The organism is Mesorhizobium sp. USDA 4132 (genome assembly GCF_056279545.1).
Map to the genome: position 1 here is coordinate 553187 of NZ_JBWCCP010000002.1, position 21862 is coordinate 575048.

At 61.3% G+C, this 21862-nt stretch carries 11 protein-coding genes; 8 read left to right on the forward strand and 3 right to left on the reverse strand.

The features are described from left to right. Positions 1–110 precede the first annotated feature (110 nt). Complete coding sequence (locus ACZ9IU_RS25315) at positions 111–1241, reverse strand: LysR family transcriptional regulator (RefSeq protein WP_162182362.1); 1131 nt, start codon at positions 1239–1241, stop codon at positions 111–113. Between ACZ9IU_RS25315 and ACZ9IU_RS25320 the strand changes: the two genes are divergently transcribed. The 8 genes from ACZ9IU_RS25320 to ACZ9IU_RS25355 all read left to right on the forward strand — a co-directional run bounded on the left by ACZ9IU_RS25320 (position 1155) and on the right by ACZ9IU_RS25355 (position 12015). Further along, complete coding sequence (locus ACZ9IU_RS25320; RefSeq protein ID WP_040125301.1) at positions 1155–3200, forward strand: hydantoinase/oxoprolinase family protein; 2046 nt, start codon at positions 1155–1157, stop codon at positions 3198–3200. The genes ACZ9IU_RS25315 and ACZ9IU_RS25320 overlap by 87 nt on opposite strands. Beyond that, positions 3200–4810, forward strand: coding sequence for a hydantoinase B/oxoprolinase family protein (locus tag ACZ9IU_RS25325; protein WP_040125299.1), 1611 nt, complete (start codon positions 3200–3202; stop codon positions 4808–4810). The genes ACZ9IU_RS25320 and ACZ9IU_RS25325 overlap by 1 nt, the downstream gene beginning before the upstream one ends. 23 nt (positions 4811–4833) lie before the next feature. Continuing rightward, complete coding sequence (locus ACZ9IU_RS25330) at positions 4834–5880, forward strand: SIS domain-containing protein (RefSeq protein WP_040125298.1); 1047 nt, start codon at positions 4834–4836, stop codon at positions 5878–5880. Between the two features lie 133 nt (positions 5881–6013). Next, positions 6014–6907: a fructoselysine 6-kinase gene (locus tag ACZ9IU_RS25335; RefSeq protein ID WP_040125296.1), complete on the forward strand. Its 894-nt coding sequence runs from the start codon at positions 6014–6016 to the stop codon at positions 6905–6907. 11 nt (positions 6908–6918) lie between these two features. Beyond that, the gene (locus ACZ9IU_RS25340; RefSeq protein WP_040125295.1) at positions 6919–8622 is read left to right on the forward strand and encodes an ABC transporter ATP-binding protein; all 1704 of its coding nucleotides are present in this window, start codon (positions 6919–6921) and stop codon (positions 8620–8622) included. Then, a complete protein-coding gene (locus ACZ9IU_RS25345) occupies positions 8619–9596 on the forward strand; it encodes an ABC transporter permease (RefSeq protein WP_040125293.1) in 978 nt (325 codons plus the stop codon). Before ACZ9IU_RS25340 ends, ACZ9IU_RS25345 begins: the two co-directional genes overlap by 4 nt. Then, on the forward strand, positions 9593–10429 hold the full coding sequence (locus tag ACZ9IU_RS25350) for an ABC transporter permease (RefSeq protein WP_040125291.1): 837 nt from the start codon (positions 9593–9595) through the stop codon (positions 10427–10429). The genes ACZ9IU_RS25345 and ACZ9IU_RS25350 overlap by 4 nt, the downstream gene beginning before the upstream one ends. Before the next feature lie 50 nt (positions 10430–10479). Further along, positions 10480–12015, forward strand: coding sequence for an ABC transporter substrate-binding protein (locus tag ACZ9IU_RS25355; RefSeq protein WP_244447580.1), 1536 nt, complete (start codon positions 10480–10482; stop codon positions 12013–12015). Between the two features lie 206 nt (positions 12016–12221). Here the strand turns inward: ACZ9IU_RS25355 and ACZ9IU_RS25360 are convergent, their stop codons facing one another. Further along, positions 12222–12989 (reverse strand): IS6 family transposase, encoded by a 768-nt coding sequence (locus ACZ9IU_RS25360; RefSeq protein WP_040125287.1) that lies wholly within the window; start codon positions 12987–12989, stop codon positions 12222–12224. Between the two features lie 125 nt (positions 12990–13114). Beyond that, positions 13115–21727 (reverse strand): GLUG motif-containing protein, encoded by an 8613-nt coding sequence (locus tag ACZ9IU_RS25365; protein WP_080719371.1) that lies wholly within the window; start codon positions 21725–21727, stop codon positions 13115–13117. Between the last annotated feature and the right edge of the window lie 135 nt (positions 21728–21862).

Consider the following 21862-nt stretch of genomic DNA (forward strand, 5'->3'; position numbering starts at 1 on the left):
TCGCGCTGGTAGCTATCAATGCTTCTTTTGCTGTGTTCGCACCGCGGGTTTTTCAGCGGCATGGGAATTTGTACGTTTGACTCAGAACGTCGCCTCAGGACCACAACTCCCTATCCTGGACCTTGCTCCAACACCTCCTTCAACGTCCCAACGAACGTCTGTGCGGCAAGCGAGAGGGGGCGGCGCTTCGGGATGATCATTCCAACGGAAACCGGGATGCGGGGCTCGAACTGGCGCACGGCGATGTGGTCGAACTCATTGGCATCCCAAACCGAGAAATGATCGACGAGGGCCACTCCGCGCCCTCGCTCGACGAGGCGCCGGATAAGCTGACTCTGGTTCGAGATCAGGCTGTTCGAAGGCCGTACGCCTTCGTCGGAAAGCGATCGGAAGATCGCCGCGCCAAACGGAACCGAGCGCGGATAGGTCACGAACGGCTGGTCGGCGATGTCGCTGGCGAGGATGATGCGATGTTTCGCAAGCTCGTGATCGGTCGGCATGATGCAGACCATCGAAGAGGTCTTGAGTGTCTGCGTCATCAGGTCGGCCTCATGCTCGGGATGATGCACCAAGCCGAAATCGTAATTTCCGCGACTGACATAGGTGTGGATCTTGTCGGAGTCGAGAAGGTCCACCTGGACCTGGATTCCGGGGTATAGATTGTTGAAACGCTCGACAGCCATCGGGATCAGCGCGGTGCTGAACGCCGAAAGTATGCCGATATTCACATAGCCCTGCGACATGGTGGTGAGGTCGAGAGACAGGTTCTCGAACAGCATCAGCTCGTCCATCAGCAGCGTCGCATGCGAAAAAAGCAGCTCCGCCTCGGGCGTCGGACGCAGTCGGCCGGCGCTGCGCTCAAACAGTTTGACGCCGGCAAAATCCTCCAGCTGCTTCAACGACTTGCTCGCGTTGGGCTGCGTCGTGTGCAGCACAAGCGCCGCCTCCGTGACGGAGCCTGTTTTCATGAAGGCGGCCAAGGTGTCGAGATGGCGCAACTTGATCCGGCGCATGATGGATATCTCCAGAGTATTCCAAAATTGAATGGAAAGCTCGAATAATTGAATTTTACAAGATGCGCCATGCCTTTCTAGATTGCTGGTCATTACGGGACAGGCGGACGCGGAAGCCGACGCACAAGCACGAAGATCATCATGGGCAACATCAGGGTTGGCATCGATGTCGGCGGAACCTTCACGGATTTCACCGTACTCGACGACGAAACGGGCGGCATGCGCCACTTCAAGGTGTCCTCGACACCGCATGATCCTTCCGAGGCAATCGAGATCGGCATCGCCAGCTTCGAAGGACGCAGCCTGAGAGCCTCCGACGTCGTCCATTTCGGTCATGGCACGACGGTTGCCACGAACATGGTCATCGAGCGTCGCGGCGGCAAGACTGGCCTCCTCACCACCGAAGGCTTTCGGGACGTTCTTGAAATCGGTCGCCAGACCCGTCCCGACCTGTTCGACATGAGTGTCCGCAAGCCCGATCCGCTGGTCGTGCGGCCGTTGCGCCTGGAAGTCGCCGAGCGCCTCGGTCCCCACGGCGAAGTCATCGTTCCTCTCGATGAAGCCGGCGTGGAAGACGCTGCAAAACGGTTCAGGGCAGAGGGCGTCGAAGCCATCGCCATCGGCTTTCTACATTCGTATCGCAATGCCGCTCACGAGCGGCGCGCAGCCGAGATTGTCCGCAAGCATCTGCCGGATGTCTTCGTCAGCCTGTCGAGCGACGTATTGCCGGAGTTCCGCGAATACGAGCGCATCTCCACCACGGTGATGAACGCCTATCTGATGCCGCGCATGGACGGCTATCTCGATCGCTTCATGAAACGATCGCGCCAGGCCGGCATCGATGCCAAGCCTTATACCATCCATTCCAATGGCGGCTTGATGTCCACCGAGACGGCGCGCAACTACCCGGTGCGGACCTGCCTGTCGGGTCCAGCGGCCGGTGTCGTCGGTGCAGCGCTCGTCGGCAAGGCGGCATCCTTTCCCGACATCATTACCTATGACGTGGGCGGCACCTCTACCGACGTCGCTCTCATCGCCGGCGGCAAGCCCGCCTATTCGGCCGACCGCGACGTGGCCGGCTATTCCATCCGTTGCGCGATGGTCGATGTCAGCGTCATCGGGGCAGGCGGCGGCTCCATCGCATGGCTTGACGATGCAGGCGGCCTGAAGGTCGGCCCGCAGAGCGCGGCTGCGGTTCCGGGTCCGGCTGCCTACGGCAAGGGCGGAACGGATGCCACGATCACCGACGCCAACATCGTCCTGCAGCGCCTGAACCCGATTGCGCTACTTGATGGCGCCATGCCGGTCGATCGCGAGGCGGCACTGAGTGCGATCAGCGCGGTTGCCGAAAAGATCGATCGCAGCGTCGAAGACACCGCCTGGGGCATTATCCGCATCGCCGTGGCCAACATGGCGCGCGCCATTCGTGCCGTGTCGATGGACAAGGGTCACGACCTCAAGCAGTTCGCGCTGATGGCCTTCGGCGGCGCAGGCCCCCTGCATGCCTCGCTGGTTGCGGCCGAGACCGGTCTTAACACGGTCATCATCCCGGAATCGCCCGGCACCATGTGCGCCCGCGGCGTTCTCCTTTCCGACGTTACCCGAGATTTCGTCTCCACTCAGATCAAACGGGCACAGGGCGAAGGCTGGACCGAGATCACGACAGCCGTCGCAGGTCTTGAAAAGCAGGCGAGAAAATGGCTCGAGGCGGAGACCATCCCCGACGACAGGCGCGCATTGCAGCACATCGCCGAAGCGCGCTATGCGGGCCAGAACCACGAAATTCGTGTCGAAGGCATCTTGTCGAGCGCGGAGGATTTCGCGGTTCGTTTCGCCGAAGCCCACCGCGTCGTCTATGGTTATGCACTGGACAATCATCCGGTTGAAATCGTCAACCTGCGTGTCCAGGCGATCGGCCACGCCGGGCGACCGCTGCAGACGGTGGAAAGCGCTTCCGGCACCATGGCGGATGCCAGGGTTGGCGAGCGCGATGTGTATGTCGGCCCCGAAGGCGGCTGGAAAACTGTGCCAGTCTACAAGCGTGCGCTGATGCCGCAGGGGGAAAAATTCGCCGGCCCAGCCATTATCGAGGAACTCACCTCGACCGCCTACGTGCTTCCCGACCAGATCGGCATCATCGACGCCTATGGCAACATCATCCTCAGCTTTGTGAAGGACCGTGTGTGATGCAGCAGCACGTCAAACCACCGCGCGAGTTCGACGCCATCGAAATGGAGGTCTATTCCAACCGGTTCATGTCGATCACAGACGAGATGGGGCTCAGCCTCGTGCGTTCGTCCTTCTCCACCAACATCAAGGAGCGCAAGGACTGCTCCGTTGGCCTGTTCGATGGTAAAGGACGCCTCGTCGTCCAGGCATCGCACATTCCGGTGCATCTGGGGTCACTGCAGGGCGGCGTAGCGGCCGTACTCGAGAACTACAGGCTCGAGCACATCAAGCCGGGCGATGCGTTCATCTGCAACGATCCCTATCTGGCGGGCGGCTCGCACACGCCGGATATTTCCATCCTCACGCCGGTCTTTTATCAAGGCCGCCTTTGTTTCTTCGCCGCCAATCTGGGTCACCATTCCGACGTCGGAGGCGGCGTGCCCGGCTCCTGCGATCCGAGCCAGACCAGCATCTTTGCCGAGGGCCTGCGTATTCCCGTGCTGAAGATCGCGCGCGAGGGCGTGCTCGATGAGCAGATCGTCAAACTCATCAGCACCAACAGCCGCGATCCGCTGGAGCGCATCCTCGATCTCAAGGTGCAGATAGCCACCAACGAAATTGGGCAGCGGAAGCTCGTGGCCCTTGCCGACCAATTCGGCATCGCCACGGTCGAGAAGGCGATCGAGGACCTGATCGCGTATTCGGAAAGCCGGCTGCGCAAGCGCATCAAGGAAATGCCTGACGGCGTCTACAAAGGCGAAGCCTTCATCGACGGCGATGGCGTCGGTTTCGAGCCCTGCCGTATCCAGGTCGCCATCAAAGTGGAAGGTGAGGGGATTACCTTCGACTTCACAGGCACCGACAGTCAGGCGCGAGGCGCGGTCAACATTCCCAAGACCGCCCTCGACGCCACTTGCTACTACACTATCAAGGCGCTTCTGGACCCGTCGCTTCCGCCGAATGAAGGCATGGCGTTGCCAGTCTCGATCATTGCCGAGGAGGGCACACTGGTGCGGCCGAAGTTTCCCGCCGCCGTCGGCATCCGCTCGACGAGTTGCCAGCGGGTAGTGCGCGCTATCTTCCAGGCCTTCTCCGACGTTCTGCCCCGGGAAAAGGTGTTCGCTTCTTCCGCCGACATGAACGCGACGATGATCTTCTTCGGGCCACACAAGACCCGTGAGGGCAGCTTCGTCTATCTCGAAACGGTCGGCGGTGGTGCCGGCGCAAGCCTCGATCATGATGGCATGAACGGCATTCAGGTTCACATCACCAACACGTCGAACCTGCCGGCCGAAGCACTCGAGATCGAATATCCGCTGATGGTCCGTCGTTATGCGCTGGCCGACGGGTCGGGCGGCGAGGGGCACACCACGGGCGGCATGGGCATCGTCCGCGAGGTCGTCGCCATGACGGATGGCATACGCGCCAACGCTTCCTGCGAGGGACTGCGTACTCCAGCCGACGGGGTCTTCGGCGGCGGACGGGGCGAGGTTGCGCGCCTGAAATTCGGCACTGCCGACGGCACTATCACCGAATACGACATCTCGATCACCAATATCCTCATGAACCGTGGCGACAGCCTGTTCCTGCAAACGCCGGGCGGCGGCGGCTTCGGTCGCGCGTCCTGAACTGATTGGAGAATAAAACTATCATGGCTCTCGAAAACCTGACGCCAAGCGACGAAGAGATCAAATCCGCCCCGAACCCGAATTATCTGGAAGGTGACTACCTGAAGGGCGTCCTGGAGATGACCTTCCGTGACGGCAACCCGCTGGCCGAAAAGCTGGTGGAGGACATCTTCTCGTCGCGTGAAATCAACACCGTCTATCTGGTCGGCGCCGGCGGCTCGAATTCCTACATCGAACCGATCAAGTACATCCTCGACAAGTATTGCGACCTGCGCATCGAGCGTATCAACTCGACCGAGTTCGAAACGCGCCGCCCGAAGCCTGTAAACGAGAAGGCTGTCGTGCTTCTCACCTCACATAACGGCGAGACCGAAGACACCGTGGTTGCCGCCCGCTGGGCCAAGACTACCGGCGCGGTTACCGTCGCGCTCACTTCCGGCCACGAAAGCGGTCTGGCAAAGATCTGCGATTACCTTCTGCCCTACAGCAAGGAGCTGCCGGGCATGCCGAAGACGATGATCGCTTATCTGTTCGCCGCCTACCTGCTAAAGCACCTCCGCAGCCCGGTCGGCCCGCAACTGCTGCGTGACCTCGAAGCGATGCCGGCCAAGCTGCACGACATCAAGGATGCCGAGCGCGAGCGTGGCATGGAGCTCGCCCGCCGTTACAAAGACGAGAACATCTACTACGTGCTCTCCAGCGGTATCCTCTCGGGTCTCAATTACCAGTATTCGATCTGCATCTTCAACGAAATGTTATGGCTTGATGCATCCGACATTCATTCGGGCGAATTTCGCCATGGTCCCTTCGAAGTTGCCGATCCGGAGATGGCCTATGTCTTCCTCATGGACAATGGCGAGAACCGCAAGATCGACCAGCGCGCGCTGAAGTTCACCCGCCGGGTTACCGACAAGATCATCACTTTCGACGCCGGCCGCTACGAAGACATCTCACCGCTGCTGTCGCCCTTCGTGATCGGCGTCACCTGGTACTGGTTCGCCCACACGCTGTCGGTATTGCGCGAGCATCCGCTGTCCGTGCGCCGCTACATGTGGAAGGTCGACTACTGATGATCAGGCGCCCACCCGCATGGTTGTTTCTGCCTCGCGCGAGTTCGTCGCGGTTCGGCACGGCATCGCCTCCGCGGGCGGGCGGTTTCTCCGTCGCGCCCTATGTCTCGCATGAAAAGAAGGCGGCCGAAAAATGATCACGCCCGACACGTCTTTCAACACGTTCAAGGTGCTCGGGCTCGGCGATAACGTTGTCGACCGCTATCTCAACACCGGCAAGATGTATCCTGGCGGAAATGCCCTGAACTTTGCTGTCTATGCCAAGATGCTTGGCGCCGATGCGGCATTTCTGGGTACCTTCGGTACGGATCCCGCCGCGCGGCATGTTCGGGCCACGCTTGAAGCGCTTTGCGTGCCGGCAACGCACAGCCGTATTATCGAAGGCGAAAACGGCCATGCGGATGTGCGTGTCGTCGACGGAAACCGGGAATTCGTGTTCTCCAATAGAGGTGGCGTCGCGCGGGAAAATCCGTTCACGCCGGGTCAGGGCGATATCGACTACCTCTCCGCATTCGCACTGGTGCACACGAGTTGCTACAGTCACCTCAACCAGCATCTCGCGACGCTGAAGAATGGCAGCCATCTGCTGTCCTATGATTTCTCCTATCGCTGGCAGGTGGAGGACCTGATCGCGCCGGTGGCGCCGCACCTCGATTTCGCCGCCCTGTCGGCAGGCGATGTCGGGCGTGGCCGTGCATTGGAAGTCCTGCGCGAGGTCGTCGGGCATGGCTGCGGCCTGGCGCTCGCGACCCTCGGGCCGGAGGGCGCTGTTGCCTATAATGGCAAGGACTTCGTGTCCGTTGCGCCCGTACCCACCGATGTCGTCGATACGCTTGGCGCTGGCGATGCATTCATCACCGCGACGCTGCTGACGCTGGTTGCCCGTGGCTGGAAGCGCGGCGAGCATGTAGGGCCGCAGGCCATCCACGCCGCGATGGAAAAGGGCTCGCAGTTTGCCGCCGAGATCTGCCGGATCGAGGGTGCGTTCGGTTATCCGGCACCCATCCACTCGCAAGTCACGGCTTGATCGGAGGCGCGATGCTGGAAGTCAGGAACCTCTCGATTGCTTTCAAGACCCGCGACGGACTGAAGTCCGCGGTGCGCAATATCGACTTCACCATCGGGCCGGGCGAAATACTCGGTCTGGTCGGGGAGAGCGGTAGCGGCAAGACGATCACCTCGCTTGCGGTGATGGGCTTGCTCCCGCCGAATGCGGTAGTCACGAGCGGCGAGGTTCTGGTCGACGGCATCGACATGCTTCAACTCGGACCCGGTGAACTGCGCAAGCTGCGCGGCAGGCATATTGCGATGATCTTCCAGGATCCGATGGCGTCGCTCGACCCGATCTTCCCCTGCGGCGACCAGATCATCGAGGCGATCCGGCTTCACGAAACGGTTGGCAAGGCGCAGGCGTGCCAGAAGGCGATAGAACTTCTTGAGAAGGTCAGGATTCCTGATCCCGAGCGCGCCATGCGTGCCTATCCGCACGAGCTTTCCGGCGGCCAATGTCAACGCATCATGATCGCCATGGCGGTCGCCTGCAAACCCCGCATCATCATTGCCGACGAACCGACCACGGCGCTCGACGTGACCGTGCAGAAACAGGTTCTGGACCTGTTGCGCGGCCTTAACGAGGAGGTGGGGGCAGCCATCCTGCTGATCACGCATGACCTTGGCGTTATCTACGAAGTCGCGGACCGGGTCGTGGTCATGTATTCCGGGGACAGAATAGAGGAGGCGACCACCGCCGATCTCTTCAATAATCCCAAGAGCAGTTATGCCAAGGCGCTGATAGACTCGATGCCGACGCCCGGCGGCCAGCATGACCGCCTGCCAGTGATCGAGCGTGACGCGCTTGGCAACGTTTTCAGCGTCCGACCCGAACCGCGCGTCCGTTCAAGCAATGTCGCGGCGGCACCGGACGCGAACGCTACGCCGCTGCTCGAGATCAGGGATCTCGTCAAGTCCTACTGGATCAAGCCTGCACCGCTTGCGGTGCCGGTCGAAATGCGGGCTGTGGACCGTGTCAGCCTGAGCATTGCACCGCGCTCGACACTTGGGCTGGTTGGCGAATCCGGTTGCGGTAAAAGCACCCTTTCCCGCGCCGTCATGCGGCTCTATCGCCCCGACGCCGGCGAAATCCTGCTCAAGGGACGAGATATCGCCAGACTTTCGGAAGGCGAGATGCGGCCGTTCCGGCGTGAGATCGCCATGGTCTTCCAGAACCCTTATGGCTCCCTCAATCCGCGCCAGACCGTCGCCGAGCTTGTCGAAGCGCCGTTGGTTATCTTCGGGGAAGGCACTGCGCCCATGCGTCGCCGCCGCGTCGCTGGCCTGCTCGAAGCGGTCGGTCTGCCGGCCGCCGCGGCGGCGAAATATCCACATGAGTTTTCCGGCGGACAACGACAGCGGATTGCCATCGCCCGGGCTCTCGCACTCAATCCGTCGCTCGTGATCTGCGATGAGGCTGTCTCAGCCCTCGACGTTTCCGTACAGGCGCAGGTGCTCAACCTGCTCAAGGATCTGCAGGTGGAGTTCGACCTGACCTATCTCTTCATTTCCCACGACCTTTCCGTGGTCGAACATATCAGTGACACGGTCGCCGTCATGCAGAAGGGCCGCATCGTCGAATACGGGTCGGCGAAGGCAATCTTCGCCAATCCGAAGGAAGCCTATACCCGGATGCTGCTCGATGCGGTGCCGACCATCGGTTCGGACCGTGTCGGAAAGGGGGTCGCATGAACGCCTCTGTTGCCGGAGCTTTGCTGCTCGTTGGACGAAAGCTGCTGACGGCCTTTATCCAACTGCTGGTAATCGCCACACTGATATTCTCGGTCATGTACATCATGCCGGGTGATCCGGTGCTGCTGTTGCTCGGCGCTGACAGCAATCCCTCGCCGGAAGCCGTTGCCTCCATGCGCAGCCAGCTTGGCTTGGATCAGCCGGTCATGTCTCAGTATTTCGTCTGGCTGTGGAAGGCGCTGCATCTTGATTTCGGGGCGTCGCTCGCCAACGGCTATCCGGTTTCGCGATATGTGCTTTCCAACCTGCCGCGCACGCTGGAACTGGCCTTCGCGGCGATCATCATCGCGACGCTGATCGGCGTCCCGCTCGGCATCGCCGCTGCCCTCAAACGTGGCAGTCTGCGCGATACGATCCTGACGTCCGTCGCCACGATCGGGATTTCTGTGCCTGTCTACATCCTGGGCACAATGCTGGTTCTGTTCTTCAGCCTTAAACTCGGTTGGTTGCCCGCCAGCAGCTATACCGACATCTCACGGAACGCGCTTGAGCATTTCCGCAAGCTCACCCTCCCGGCCCTGGCACTCGGATTCGGCCTTGCCGCCTCGATCGCACGCATGACGCGCTCGTCGATGCTGGAAATCCTTGGACGGGATTTCGTGCGGGCGCTGCGGGCGAAGGGCATGTCGGAGCGACGCATCATCTGGCAGCACGTGCTGCGCAATGCGGCAATCCCGATCGTCACCATCATCGGGCTGCAGCTCGGCAACCTGATGGGCGGCACGGTGCTCGTCGAAGCGATGTTCAATTGGCCGGGGCTCAGCACACTGCTGGTCGGCGCGGTATCGGCCCGCAACTATCCGCTGGTCCAGGGCGCGATGCTTGCCATTGCTGCGCTTTTCATCTGCATCAATCTGCTGGTCGAACTGCTGTATAGCCTGCTCGACCCGCGCATCAGGAGGAAACGCGCGTGACCTCCCGCACCCTTGGCGTCGCTCGCAGTCAGACGGCATTCGTCGCAAGTCTTGCCGTATTGGCGATCGTCCTTCTGATGGCGATCTTCGGCGGCTGGCTCGCGCCCCACGACCCATTCATGCTCAACCCGCAGGCCGTCAACCAGGGCAGCTCCGCCAGCCACTGGCTGGGAACCGACGAATTCGGCCGCGATCTGCTGAGCCGCCTTCTTATCGGCATCCGTCCGACCCTCATGGTAGCGCTTGGCGCCACGGTGATCGCCGCCGTGTTCGGTAGCCTCCTTGGAATTGCCGGTGCCTACGGACGTTCGTGGCTGTCCTTTCTGATCATGCGCGCCGTCGACATCATGTTGAGCTTTCCGCCAATTCTGCTTGCGCTGCTCGCGGTCGGGTTCTGGGAAAGCGGCGTTCTCAGCCTGACCGTTGTGATCGGCGTGCTCTATATCCCGCACTTTGCCCGTGTCGCTCATTCTGCCACGCTTCAGGTGACACGCCAGGAGTTCATGGAAGCCGAGCATGCCATGGGAGCTTCCACGGGGCGTGTCGTCTTCACGGCGATCCTGCCGAACATCCTGTCGCCGCTGGTCGTCCAGGCGACGCTGACGGTTGCCGCGGCCATTCTCCTTGAATCGGGCCTGAGCTTCCTTGGCCTAGGCATTGTGCCGCCGGAGCCGTCCTGGGGCCAGATGATCGGGACCGCACGCGGCTATCTCGGCCAGAACCCGATGTATGTCATCTGGCCATCCCTTCTTCTCGCGCTGACAGTGCTCGCCATCAACGTGGTGGGCGACCGGTTGCGCGACATTCTCGATCCACGTCTCAGGGAGGAATAGCCGACATGGAAAAGACGAATAAACAAGCACAAGCAAAAAAGGGGTACAGCATGAAGAAATCAGTTCTCGGGCTTATCTTCGCCCTCGCATCCAGCGTTTCCGCGCATCAGGCCCTGGCGGCTGAGGGCGGTACTCTCTATTTCGGTCTCTCCGGTGAGCCTTCCACGCTCGACAGCACCATCAACGCGGGAACGCCGGCCCGCACGATCCGGCTCGCCATTCACCGTGGCCTCGTCAACTATGGCGCTGACGGAAAGCTGGCGCAGGAACTTGCGCAGTCCTATGAGGTCTCCACAGACGCACTGACCTATACGTTCAAGCTGCGGGACGCCAAATTTCACGACGGGTCGCCGGTGACTGCGCAGGATGTGAAAGCGTCCATCGAGCGCATCACCGCAGCAGACAGCAAGGCCACTTATCGAAACGAGCTGGGTGTGATCAAAGCGATCGATACGCCCGATGCCAAGACAGTCAAGCTGACGCTTTCCAAGCCATTCGTTCCGCTCATCCACTACCTGGCGCTTCCGGAATCGGCCATCGTGCCCGCCGCCTGGATCAGGGATCATGGCAAGGATCCGAATGCAACGCCGATTGGCGCCGGGCCTTTCAAGTTTTCTACTTGGGAACGTGGTCGCGAATTGACCGTCGAAAAGTTCGACGGATATTACAAGCAGGGCAGGCCTCACCTCGATGACGTCCACTACGTCTTTTATGCCGACGAAAATACCCGCGTGAATGCGCTGAAATCGAGCGACGTCGACATCATCGACTACGTTCCGTGGAAGGACGCCGCCTCGATCGAAGCCGATTCCAATCTGAAGCTGGCAAGCACGACCGGCCCTTTCATGATGCTGCAGTTCAACACCAAATTCGAGCCGTTTTCGAAGCCGGAGGTGCGGCAGGCCGTATCTTACGCCATCGATCGCGCCACGGTCATCAACACGGCCTTCAATGGTCGGGGCACGCCGATTTACGGAATTGCGGTTCCGGAAGGATACATGGGCTATTCCAAGGAGAAGGCCAACTACTTCAGCTACGACATTACCAAGGCGAAGGCACTGCTGGCGAAGGCGGGTTATCCGAACGGCTTCGAGGCACGGCTGTTGTCGACCGCCCAATACGGCTTCCATAACAATACCGCGATCGCGGTGCAGGCGGAGCTCGCCAAGATCGGCATCAAGGCGAAGCTTGATCTTCCGGACTGGTCCGGCCGCATCGCCAAGAACAACGCCGGCGACTATGATTTTCTTGTCGCGGGCACCGCAGGCGACATCGCCGACCCCGATTGGCTCAGCAACTTCTTCTACGGTGGGCAGCAACTGGTCCGGCTTAACAACTCGGCCTACTTCAACGATCCGGCCATCAACGATCTCCTGGACAAGGGTCGCGTCACGCTCGACACGGCCGAGCGTGGGAAGATCTACGGCCAGTTTGTCGACCGTGCTCTGGAGCAGTCGCCTTTTGTTTATCTGATGTGGCGCGACCAGAGTTTCGGCCTTCGCAAGAACGTCAAGGGCTTTACCAACATTCCCGGCTTTCTGACATTCCAGTCCGGCATCACGGTGGAAGACACCGAACTGGAATAGGCAGTTGAGAATGGCTGATTTATTCCCCCGATCTTTCAGATCGGGGGAACGCACATATTTGCTTGTCGAAGGAGTGACCGTGGTGATGATGATGAACGGTGCTGGTGCAAAATTTAAGGTACCCGCGAGCGTGGGTACCTTCTGCGTCTGCATGGCTCTGTTGCAAATATTACCGACGGCTGGGGAGGAACCGATAGTCTCCGCCTTTAGGCAGCCTGCTGTTTGAGATGTCGAGCGAGTAATGCTGTCGCTTCCGTCAGTGCGCTTGGTCCAATGCCGAAGGCGCGTTCGACAATGCGTGCTTCTCCACGGACGTCGCCCGTCAGGTTGAAAATAGCCGCCTGCCCCTTCCGTAAGGCGCGCATGACCTCAAAACCTTTGATCGTCGCATAGGCGGTTTTCAACGTCTTGAATCCTCGCACCGGCTTGATCAGTTGCTTGAGCTTGCCATGATCGGCTTCGACGACATTATTCAGATATTTGACCTGCCGGTGCACGAGTTCCTCAGGGCATTTGCCTTCGGCCTTCAGTTCCGCAATAGCAACGCTGTAGATCGCAGCCTTGTCGGTGTTGATGACAGTTGGCTTCTCCCAGTCCTTCAGGCCATTCAGGGCCTTGCCCAGAAAGCGCTTTGCCGCTTTGGCATTGCGGGTCGGGGACAGATAGAAGTCGATCGTGTCGCCGAATTTATCGACCGCCCTATACAAATAGGTCCATTGGCCGCGTACCTTCACGTAGGTTTCATCGACGCGCCAGTTCGTTGATTGTGGCCGACGCCAGTGCCAGCGCAGCCGCTTTTCGATCTCCGGCGCGTACTTTTGAACCCAGCGATAAATCGTGGAATGATCGACCGGCACGCCCAGCTCGCCCATCATTTGCTCGAGATCACGGTAGCTGACGCCATAGCGGCAATACCATCGCACCGCCCAAAGGATAATCTCGCCCTCAAAATGACGCCATTTGAACTCGTTCATCAAAAGTCTCGCTGAATATCTTTGTCGCTCTTTCCGACATCAACGCGATTTTTGCAACAGAGCCCGCAATCTTGGCGCGGCAACCCTGAGGATTGCCGCATGGGCCGCTTATCCTCCGCTCAGCGTCAATTCGACGAGCATCGAACGCTCGCGAGCGGGCCGGAGCCCGGCGCGATGCCATTCTGGTTTTGGGCCACGCATGACGTCGACGCCTCGCTGGAGCCGGGGGTAGCCGGCGTGCCATCCTGTCCCTGCGTCGTCGTTCCGGTCGACAGCAGATTGTTGAAGATGAAGGGGTAGGGCGTTACGGGATTGCCGATGATCGGCATGACGACCGAATAAACCAGCGGCTGCTGGGGCGTTGTCGTCGGCGAGGTTGGTGTCGTGGGCGGCGTCGAGGTCCCGACGATTGTCAACGTGCCGGTGCTGGCGTAGGTGATCACGTAATCCAGCATGGAAATTCCACTCACCCCCGAGGGGGTAATCGCGTAGGTCCCGGCGGCGGTCGTCGCCGTCGTTGCTGTAAGCAGCGTGCCACCGATATTGATGGTCTCGGTCAGACCGGTAATGCTGTCGCTGCCTTGCAAACCGCTAACCGTGTAGCCGGTCGATGCCGACGTATCGAGCGCCTGAGCGGTGCCAAAGTTTGTGGTCTGGTCCTGGGCGGCGATCGTCAATGCGACGGGTGTCACGGTGACCTCGCCGCTGCCACCGACGACCGTGTAATTGCTGTTCGACAGCGTCAGGCCGGAGAGCGACGCGATCGCCTCGGTGCCACCGGCAACGACATGGCTGCTCGCCATCGTCGCCGCGCCGCCGACCGTCACGCTGTCACCGGCGATGAGATTGACAATGCCGAGGTTACCGATGTCGACGGCGGTCGATGCGTTGTAGCTCTGGCTGCCGGTCAGGACGACCGCGAGCGGGTTGATCGTAAAGGTGCCTGATGTTGCATAGGTGATTGAGTAGTCGGACGTCGAGAAGCCCTGCACGGCCGAGGGGGTGATCGTATAGGCGCCGGCATCGGTATGGGTTGCCGACGATGAGACCGGTGTGCCGCCGATGCTGATGGTCTCGGTCAGGCCCGTGACGCTGTCGCCGCTCTGCAGTCCGCTGACGGTGTAACCCGTTGTTGCCGCGGTATTGAGCACCTGCGCCGTGCCGTAGGTGGCGGTCTGGTTCGCCGCCGTGATCGTCAAGGAGGCCGGTATGATCGACACTGTGCCCGGCGCATAGGAGATCAGATAGTTGAGATCATTGCTGTTGAGCCCGCCGGGGGTCAGCACGAAATCGCCGACGTGCCGGCTGGAGGTCGTCAACCCGGTCGCCGTGCCAGCGAGCGCCTGCGCCTGCGTATCGCCGTTGAGCAACCCGCCGACGGAATAGCTGCCGGATTGCGTCTGTCCACTATAGACGAGCGACTGCGTGGCGGCCGTGACGGTAAGCGTCGGTTGATAGCCGTAGACGAAACGGTTGCCGCTGTTCGCGGTGCCGGCGAAGGCTCCCGTCGTGAAGTTATAGGCATCGCCGTAATAGCTGAGGCCGGTCAGCCCGGTAAAGACGTTGCCGGTCGCGGCAGCGCCCGATGAGCCCGTCGCCTGCGTATAGATCAGCCAGCGGCCGTTGGCGGTCGAGATCGGCGCGGTGCCGGCATTGTTGACGAAGGCTCCGTTCACCGCGAGCACGACGGCATCGCCACTGGCTGCCGACGACAGCGAGCCACCGGTGCCGAACGTCATCGCGCCCACCGCCTGGATCTGAATGCCGCCGGTCTGGCTGAGGGCCGTATCGATCGTGAATCCGCCCGATGCGATCGACAGGATGCTGAGCGGATCGGCCGTGAGGCTCGTCTCGATCGCGGTTTCGACCAATGATCCGAAGGTCGACGCGAGATTGGCGTCGAGAACGGAAAGGCTGGCGGCCGAGGTCGTCAGGCTGTCCTCGCCGGACGTGATATTCGGCAATACGACATTGCCCGAAGTCAATGTTCGCTGGTCGCTGTAGATCCGAGCGCTGACCGCGGCGTCGCCGGACGGCGTCAGGGTCGTGCCGATCCCGCTCGTGGTGGTCACGGCGCCACCGGTGACCAGTTGATAATATGAGCCGTCGGCGCCGACCGAGGCCGTGCCATAGCCGAGCAACGCGCCAGACTTGTAGAGACCGACCTGACCGCCGACAGCGGCGTTCCCGGCGCTCGTGTAGGCGTAGCCGGAAATGGACTGCACCGGCGTCGAGAAAATCGCCGTCAGGTACGGATAGAGCCCGGTTCCCGTGGCCCAGGCGGAGGTGTCAAAGCCAGTCGGAAGCGCGCCGATCAACTGGCTCGTGGTCTCGCCGGTAACCCCGGCGTAGGAGCCGCTATAGATACCGTTGGATGGGCCGACGCCTGCGGTCTGGCCCGTTGTCTGGGTATTCCAGATGCCGTTGGTGACGGTGTCATTGATGTTGTCGACGCTACCGACGAGGCCACCGACATTGCCGGTCGAAGCAGTCACATTGCCAATGGCAAAAGCATTCGTCAGCGTCGCGTTCTGCATGTAGCCCGCCAGGCCGCCGACCTGATCGTTGCCGGTGACAGACCCCATCGCATAGACATTCGCCGTGGTGTTCTCATTGAGCAACCAGCCCGCGAAGCCGCCGACCTGATTGACGCCGACCACTGCGCCCGTCGCGAAATCGGAAGTCACGTTGCCGCCCTCGATCCGGCCTGCGAAGCCGCCGACTTCGTTGCCCAGGCTTTTGACCGAGCCAGCCGCGAAGTTGCCGGTCATCGTGGCGTAATATTCATAGCCGACGAAGCCGCCGACGAGATTGCTCGTCCCGTAGACCGCGCCCGTCGCATAAGAGTTTGTGGTGGTACCCTGGCTCTGCCCGGCATAGCCGCCGACTGACGAATTGCCGGTGACCGCACCCGTGGCGTAGTTCTGATTTTCCTGGCCGTATTGCAGGCCGGCAAATCCGCCCGTGTAATTGGCGCCGGTGACGGTACCGGTCGCATAGGAATTATTGATCGAGTTGCTGCTGTGCTGCCCGACGAAGCCGCCTGTACCGTCATTCGTGCCGGTGACATTGCCGGACGCATAGCTGTTGGAAATCGCCCCGTCGCTATAGCCGACGAGACCGCCTGTGCGGCTGCTGCCGGTCACATTGCCGGTCGCCCAGACATTGGCCAGCCCATTGCCCTGTTCGACGCCGACGAAGCCACCGGTATAGTTGCCGGTGTTGATGACGGTAGCCGTCGAATATTGCCCCGAGCCGATCGTGCCATAGTCCCAGCCGACGAAACCGCCGACGCCGTCGCCGGAGCCGGTAACGGTCGCGCCGGTCGTATGACTGTTGGTAATGGTGCTCTGGTTCTGGCCGACGAGACCGCCGACGCGGCTGTTGCCGGTGACGGTGCCCGTTGCCCAGACATCGTTCAGGGCGCCGCCCTGTGCAATCCCGACGAAACCGCCAGTGTAGTTGCCGGTGTTGATGACGGTAGCCGTCGAATATTGCCCCGAGCCGATCGAGCCATAATCCCAGCCGACGAAGCCGCCGACGCCGTCACTGTTGCCGGTGACGGTCCCGCCCGAGGAATAACTGTTGGTGATCGTGCCCTGGTTCTGACCGACGAGCCCGCCGACGCGGCTGCTGCCGGTCACATTGCCCGTCGCGAAACTATGGTCAATAGTGTCGTTCTGCGCGATACCGACGAGGCCGCCGGTATAGTTGACGCCGATGACGGTGCCGGATGTGCTGGACTGGCTGATCGAGCCGCCGGTCATGTTGCCGATGAGGCCGCCGACCGCATCGCCGAACCCGGTAACGGCGCCCGACACCATCGCGTTCGTGATCCCGCCATTCGACCAGCCGGCAAGACCGCCGATCTGCGAGTTGCCGGAGACCGCGACGCTGGAGGTTACATTGCTGATCGTATTGCCGCTCGTCGTATAGAAGATGCCGGCTAGGCCGCCAATATAGTTTTCAGCCGTGACGCCACCGGACCATGCCGACGCTGTGACAGAGCCGCTGATGGTGAGGTTGGAGATATTGGCATTGTTGACGACGCCGAAGAGGCCAAGGTTCGCCGAGAACTGATCGAGCGCAAGATTGCTGATCGTATGGCCGCCGCCATCGAACGAGGTGCCGCCGAAATAAGGCGTGAAGAGACCCGGCGTCGATGTCAGGTCGAGATTGTTGGTCAGCTTCCAGCTGAGGCCGGCCGTCTCGGCAAACCCTTGGAAATTGATCAGGTCCTGCACAGAGGCGATACTGTAGAAGCCATTGCTGTCAGGCGTGAACCCATAGGCGGCCGGTGACAGCGTGCGGCCATTGTTGATCCATGACGTATATTGGCTGTCGCTGATGCCGCCGATGCTCCAGAGCGCGGCAGAGTTGATCAGGACCGTGCCTTCGTCGTAGTGCGAATTGGTGACCTGCGCGCCGTTGGTAAGATACCCGATCATGCCGCCGAGCGAAAATGTGCCGGTGACGTCACCCGCGGAATAGCTGTCGGTCAGCGTCGCGCTGCCGTCCATATGGCCGATCAACCCGGCTACCTGCGAACTGCCGGCAGTTGTGGCCGAGACGTCGCCGGTCGCATAGACAGTCGTCATGGCGCCATTGCTGCCGCCGGCGAAACCGCCGATCTGGCTGCCGCCCGCCGTGACATTGCCGGTGCTGTGCGAGGTGGTAATCGTGCCGTCGTTATAACCGACGAAACCGCCGACATTGTTCTGGCCGCTGACGGTCCCGGTTGAGTGCGAGCCGGCCACGCTCGCATAATTATGTCCGATCAGTCCGCCGACCTCGTCGGCTGTCGCGGTGACAGTCTCGGTGGAATAGGAATTGGTCAGCGTCGATGAGTTCTGCCCGATCAGGCCGCCGATGCGATAGCCGCCGCTGATCGAACCGATCGCGTAGCTCTGGTCGATCGTGCCGCCGCAATTGCAGCCGACCAGCCCGCCGGCATAGCCGCCGGCATAGACCGCGCTCGACGACCATGACGAGGTGATGGAATTGTCGGAATAGCCGACGAGGCCGCCGGTCCAGTTGCCATTGGTCTCGGTGACGGTTCCGGATGCCCAGGTGTTGACGAGAGCCGTGCTGCTATGGCCGATGAGGCCGCCGGTCTGGTCGCCATGGGCCGTTACGCTGCCTGTCGCACTCGCGTCGGTGATCGTTCCGTTGAGGCTGTAGCCGATGAGGCCGCCGGTATTTTGCTGTCCGCCGGTGATCGTCCCGCTCGCCGCTACTGTCGTTGCCGAGCCCATGAAATAGCCGGCCAGTCCACCGGTGTAAAAGCCGCTGCCGGTCTGCGTGCCGCCATATTGCTGGCTGGTGACGTTGACGCCGGAGGCCACATTCGAGGCAGCTATTGCGGTGCTGGACGGGTTATACATCGCACCGATGACGCCGCCGACATAGTCGAGCCCCTCAACCGAACCGGTGACCATCAGATTGGCGATCGTCGCGCCGCGCGCATAGCCGAACAGGCCGAGATCGCTGTTCAGCTGATCGATAGAAAGATCGCTGATCGTGAAATTGCCGCCGTCGAACGTGCCGGCGAAATAGGGGATCACCTGGCCCGGCATGGAGGCGAGGCTGATATCGTTCACGAGCTTCCACTTCAGCGTGGAATCCTCGGCGAAGCCCAGAAAATCCTTGAGGCTCTGGATCGTCGACAGTGAATAATAGCCGTTTGCGTCGGCCGCGCCGAAATAGGTCGATGCCGTCAATGTTTTGCTGGGCAGCCAGCTCTGGAACTGCGCGTCGTAGAGGCCGCCGGCGGTGACCATGCTGGCGCCGTTGATCGCCGTCTGATCAATATCGTAATGCGAATTGGTGATCGTTGCGCCGGGGATCATATAGCCGGCGAGGCCGCCGACATTGGTGAGGCCTGCGACCGACGTGCCGGTATAATAGCTGTTGGTGAGCGAACCGTTACCTTCCAAGCGACCGACGAGGCCACCGAACTGATCGCCGCCATTGCCGAATGCAGACGAGTAGCTGACCGTGCCCGTGGCATAGGCCGAGGAGATGGCGCCGTTGGAATAGCCGGCGATGCCGCCGACAAAGTTCATGCCGCTGACATTGCCGGTCGCATAGACCGTGTTCGCGGCGTTGTAGTTTACGCCGATCAGAGCGCCGATATAGTTGTAACGGCCCGTCACCAGTCCTGTCGCATGGGCCGTGTTGACCGTGCCTTCGTTGATGCCGATGAGGCCGCCGACATTGCTGTTGCCGGTGACCGCGCCCGTCGCATATGCGTTGCTGATGTTCGAATAATTATGGCCGACCAATCCGCCGATTTCATCGCTGCCGCTGCTGTAGACCGAGCCAGTGGCATAGACGTTCGAGAGCGTTGACCGATTGTCGGCGACCAATCCACCGAGCCGAAAGCCGCCGGTGACTGCCCCGGTCGCGTAGCTGTTGGTGGTGAACTGGCCCCAGTTCGCGCCGACGAGGCCACCAGCGTAATTCGCGCCATTCACGGTACTCGTCGAATAGGACTGGTCGATCGATCCGTTGCCTTCCGAGAACCCGACGAGACCCCCGGTCCAATCGCTGTAGCCGGTGATCGTCCCCGTCGAATAGGATCCGGTGATCGTGGCCTGACTGTTGCCGACGATGCCGCCTGTGCGGTAATTGCCCGTGACAGCCTGGCTGCTGAACACATTGGCGATGCGACCCGACGATGCCGCAAAGCCGACGAGACCACCGACATAGTTCTGACCGGTGACGCTACCGCCCGTCAGCCCCAGATTTTCCAGCGTTGCATTGTTGGTATAGCCAAACAGGCCGACGAACTGGTTGTTGGGATTGTTGATCGTCAGATTGCTGATCGTGTGGCCGAGGCCTTCGAAAGAACCGCTGAAGCCGCTGGAATTCAGGACGAGATTGCCATTGCCGTCGGTGCCGATCGGTACCCAGTTCGTGGTCGACGAGGCATCTGCGATGGAATCGGCGAGCGCATAGTGGCCGGTGAGGGTGGAGGCCGAGGTATTGATGGAGGCGATATCGGCCATCGAGCGAACGAGCGTATAGTTCGTGCCGTTGATCGTCAGCGCGCCGCCCGATCCGGTATAGCTGAGCGATCCGCTATAGCCACTCGACCCCAGACCGAAACCGAGCGATCCGCCCGTGCCGCCGTCGTTCGTCGTCAGGATCACGCCACCGTTCCCGCTCACGGTAATCGGAGCGGTGATGGCGATGCCGTGGTAGGCGTCGAGGGTCAGCGTGTTGCCGCTCGACCACGTGATCGCCGAGCCAATCGTGATATCGCCGGCGCCGGCCGAGTTGGCGATTCCTGGGCCCGTCGTGCTGTTTGCCGTCGTCTTCAGTGTAACGTTGGTGGTTGCAAGGTTGCTGGCAATCGTCGCCGCGTCGCCCGAGCCGATGGTCAGATCATATGGGTCGGTCAGCCAGAGCCCGGTGGTTCCCGCCGCAGCCGACGTGTCGATGCGCAACCCGGTGAAATCCACGCTCTCTCCCGACGTCTCGATAGTGCCGCCATTGCCTGAGACCGATCCACCTTCGGCCGTCATCATGCCCTGGGCTTGCGTCAGGCCGTCCGACCATAGGACGATCTGGCCACCGCTGCCGGTGCCGATCCCATTCGCCGTGATGGTCGAAGTCGCGTCCATCGTGACGGACTGGGCGTGCGCCAACGTGCCCAGACCCATCGGGCCGCCGCCGATCAGCACCGTGCCGCCGGTCGTACCGGACGCATCGATCGTCGCGCCAGTGAGGTCGACGCTGGTCGCTGCCGTGGCCGTCACGGTGCCGCCGGCTTTTTTCTTCGAGGCCGTGCTGACGCGCGCATTGGTCAGCGCAACGCTATTGCCCGAGACTGCAATGCCGCCCGAGGCTGATTTGAGCTGGCCGGAGACCGTGACATTGCCGCCGTCTCCGCCACTGAGGACGATCGTGCCATTTTGACCGGAGATCGACGAGGCCTGAATCGAGCCGGGGATATTGATGGCATCGCGCACGGCGTTGCGTGCGGTCGCGGTAGTCAGCACGACCTGCCCGCCACGGGCATTGATCTTGCCGGAATTGCCGATGAGCGGCGTGCCGTCCGCATCCGTGGCATTCGTCGGGACCGCAACCTGCAGGAATTGGTCGCCGGTGAAATCGAACGTCGCCTGTTCGCCCGAACCAAGGCCGATCTTGCCGAGCGGCGCGGAAATCAGGCCGGAATTGTCGACCATGCCGCCGAGGAGCGCGACGAAACCGCCGGATGCCGTGGTGATCGTCCCGGCATTGCTGACCGAAGCCGAGGCGCCGGTTCCCAGCAACGACGTCTTGCCGGCCATGAAGTCTTCGTCGCTGATATCGAGCGTCGAGGCGGCGAAACCGCGCGCGACCGAGACGGTGCCGGTCGGCGTGATCTGGATGCCGTTCGGGTTGATGAGGAAGACGCTGCCGTTCGACGTCAGCGATCCCGCGATCGTCGAGGTCGTTGATCCCGTCACCCGGTTCAACGTTGCCGAAGACGCATCGGGCTGGACGAACCGGACCGAATTTCCGGCCCCGATGCTGAAGGATCCCCAGTCGAGTACGGCGCGGCCGGATTGTTGCTGGACCGTCAATGCGCCGTTTGCCGGGGTGCCGATCGTCGCGCTGCCGGCGGCGACAGTGCCGTTGGTCGGCAGGATATCGCCAGCCCTCGACGTGCACGGCGCAGCTACCGCCAGATAGGCCATCAGGCTCGCCGATCCGAGCAATCTATCCTTCCGAAAAACGCTAATCATGCTGAATCCTGAACGTCATTCGAGTGTTCTTGTAAGGAGGCGCGCCTGCAGTCAGGCGAATTCGGCGAGATCTGCCGGTAGGTTCGCGAACGGGCCGATTGCTCTTCTAACGCATGCGTGGGCATGCGTCTTCGG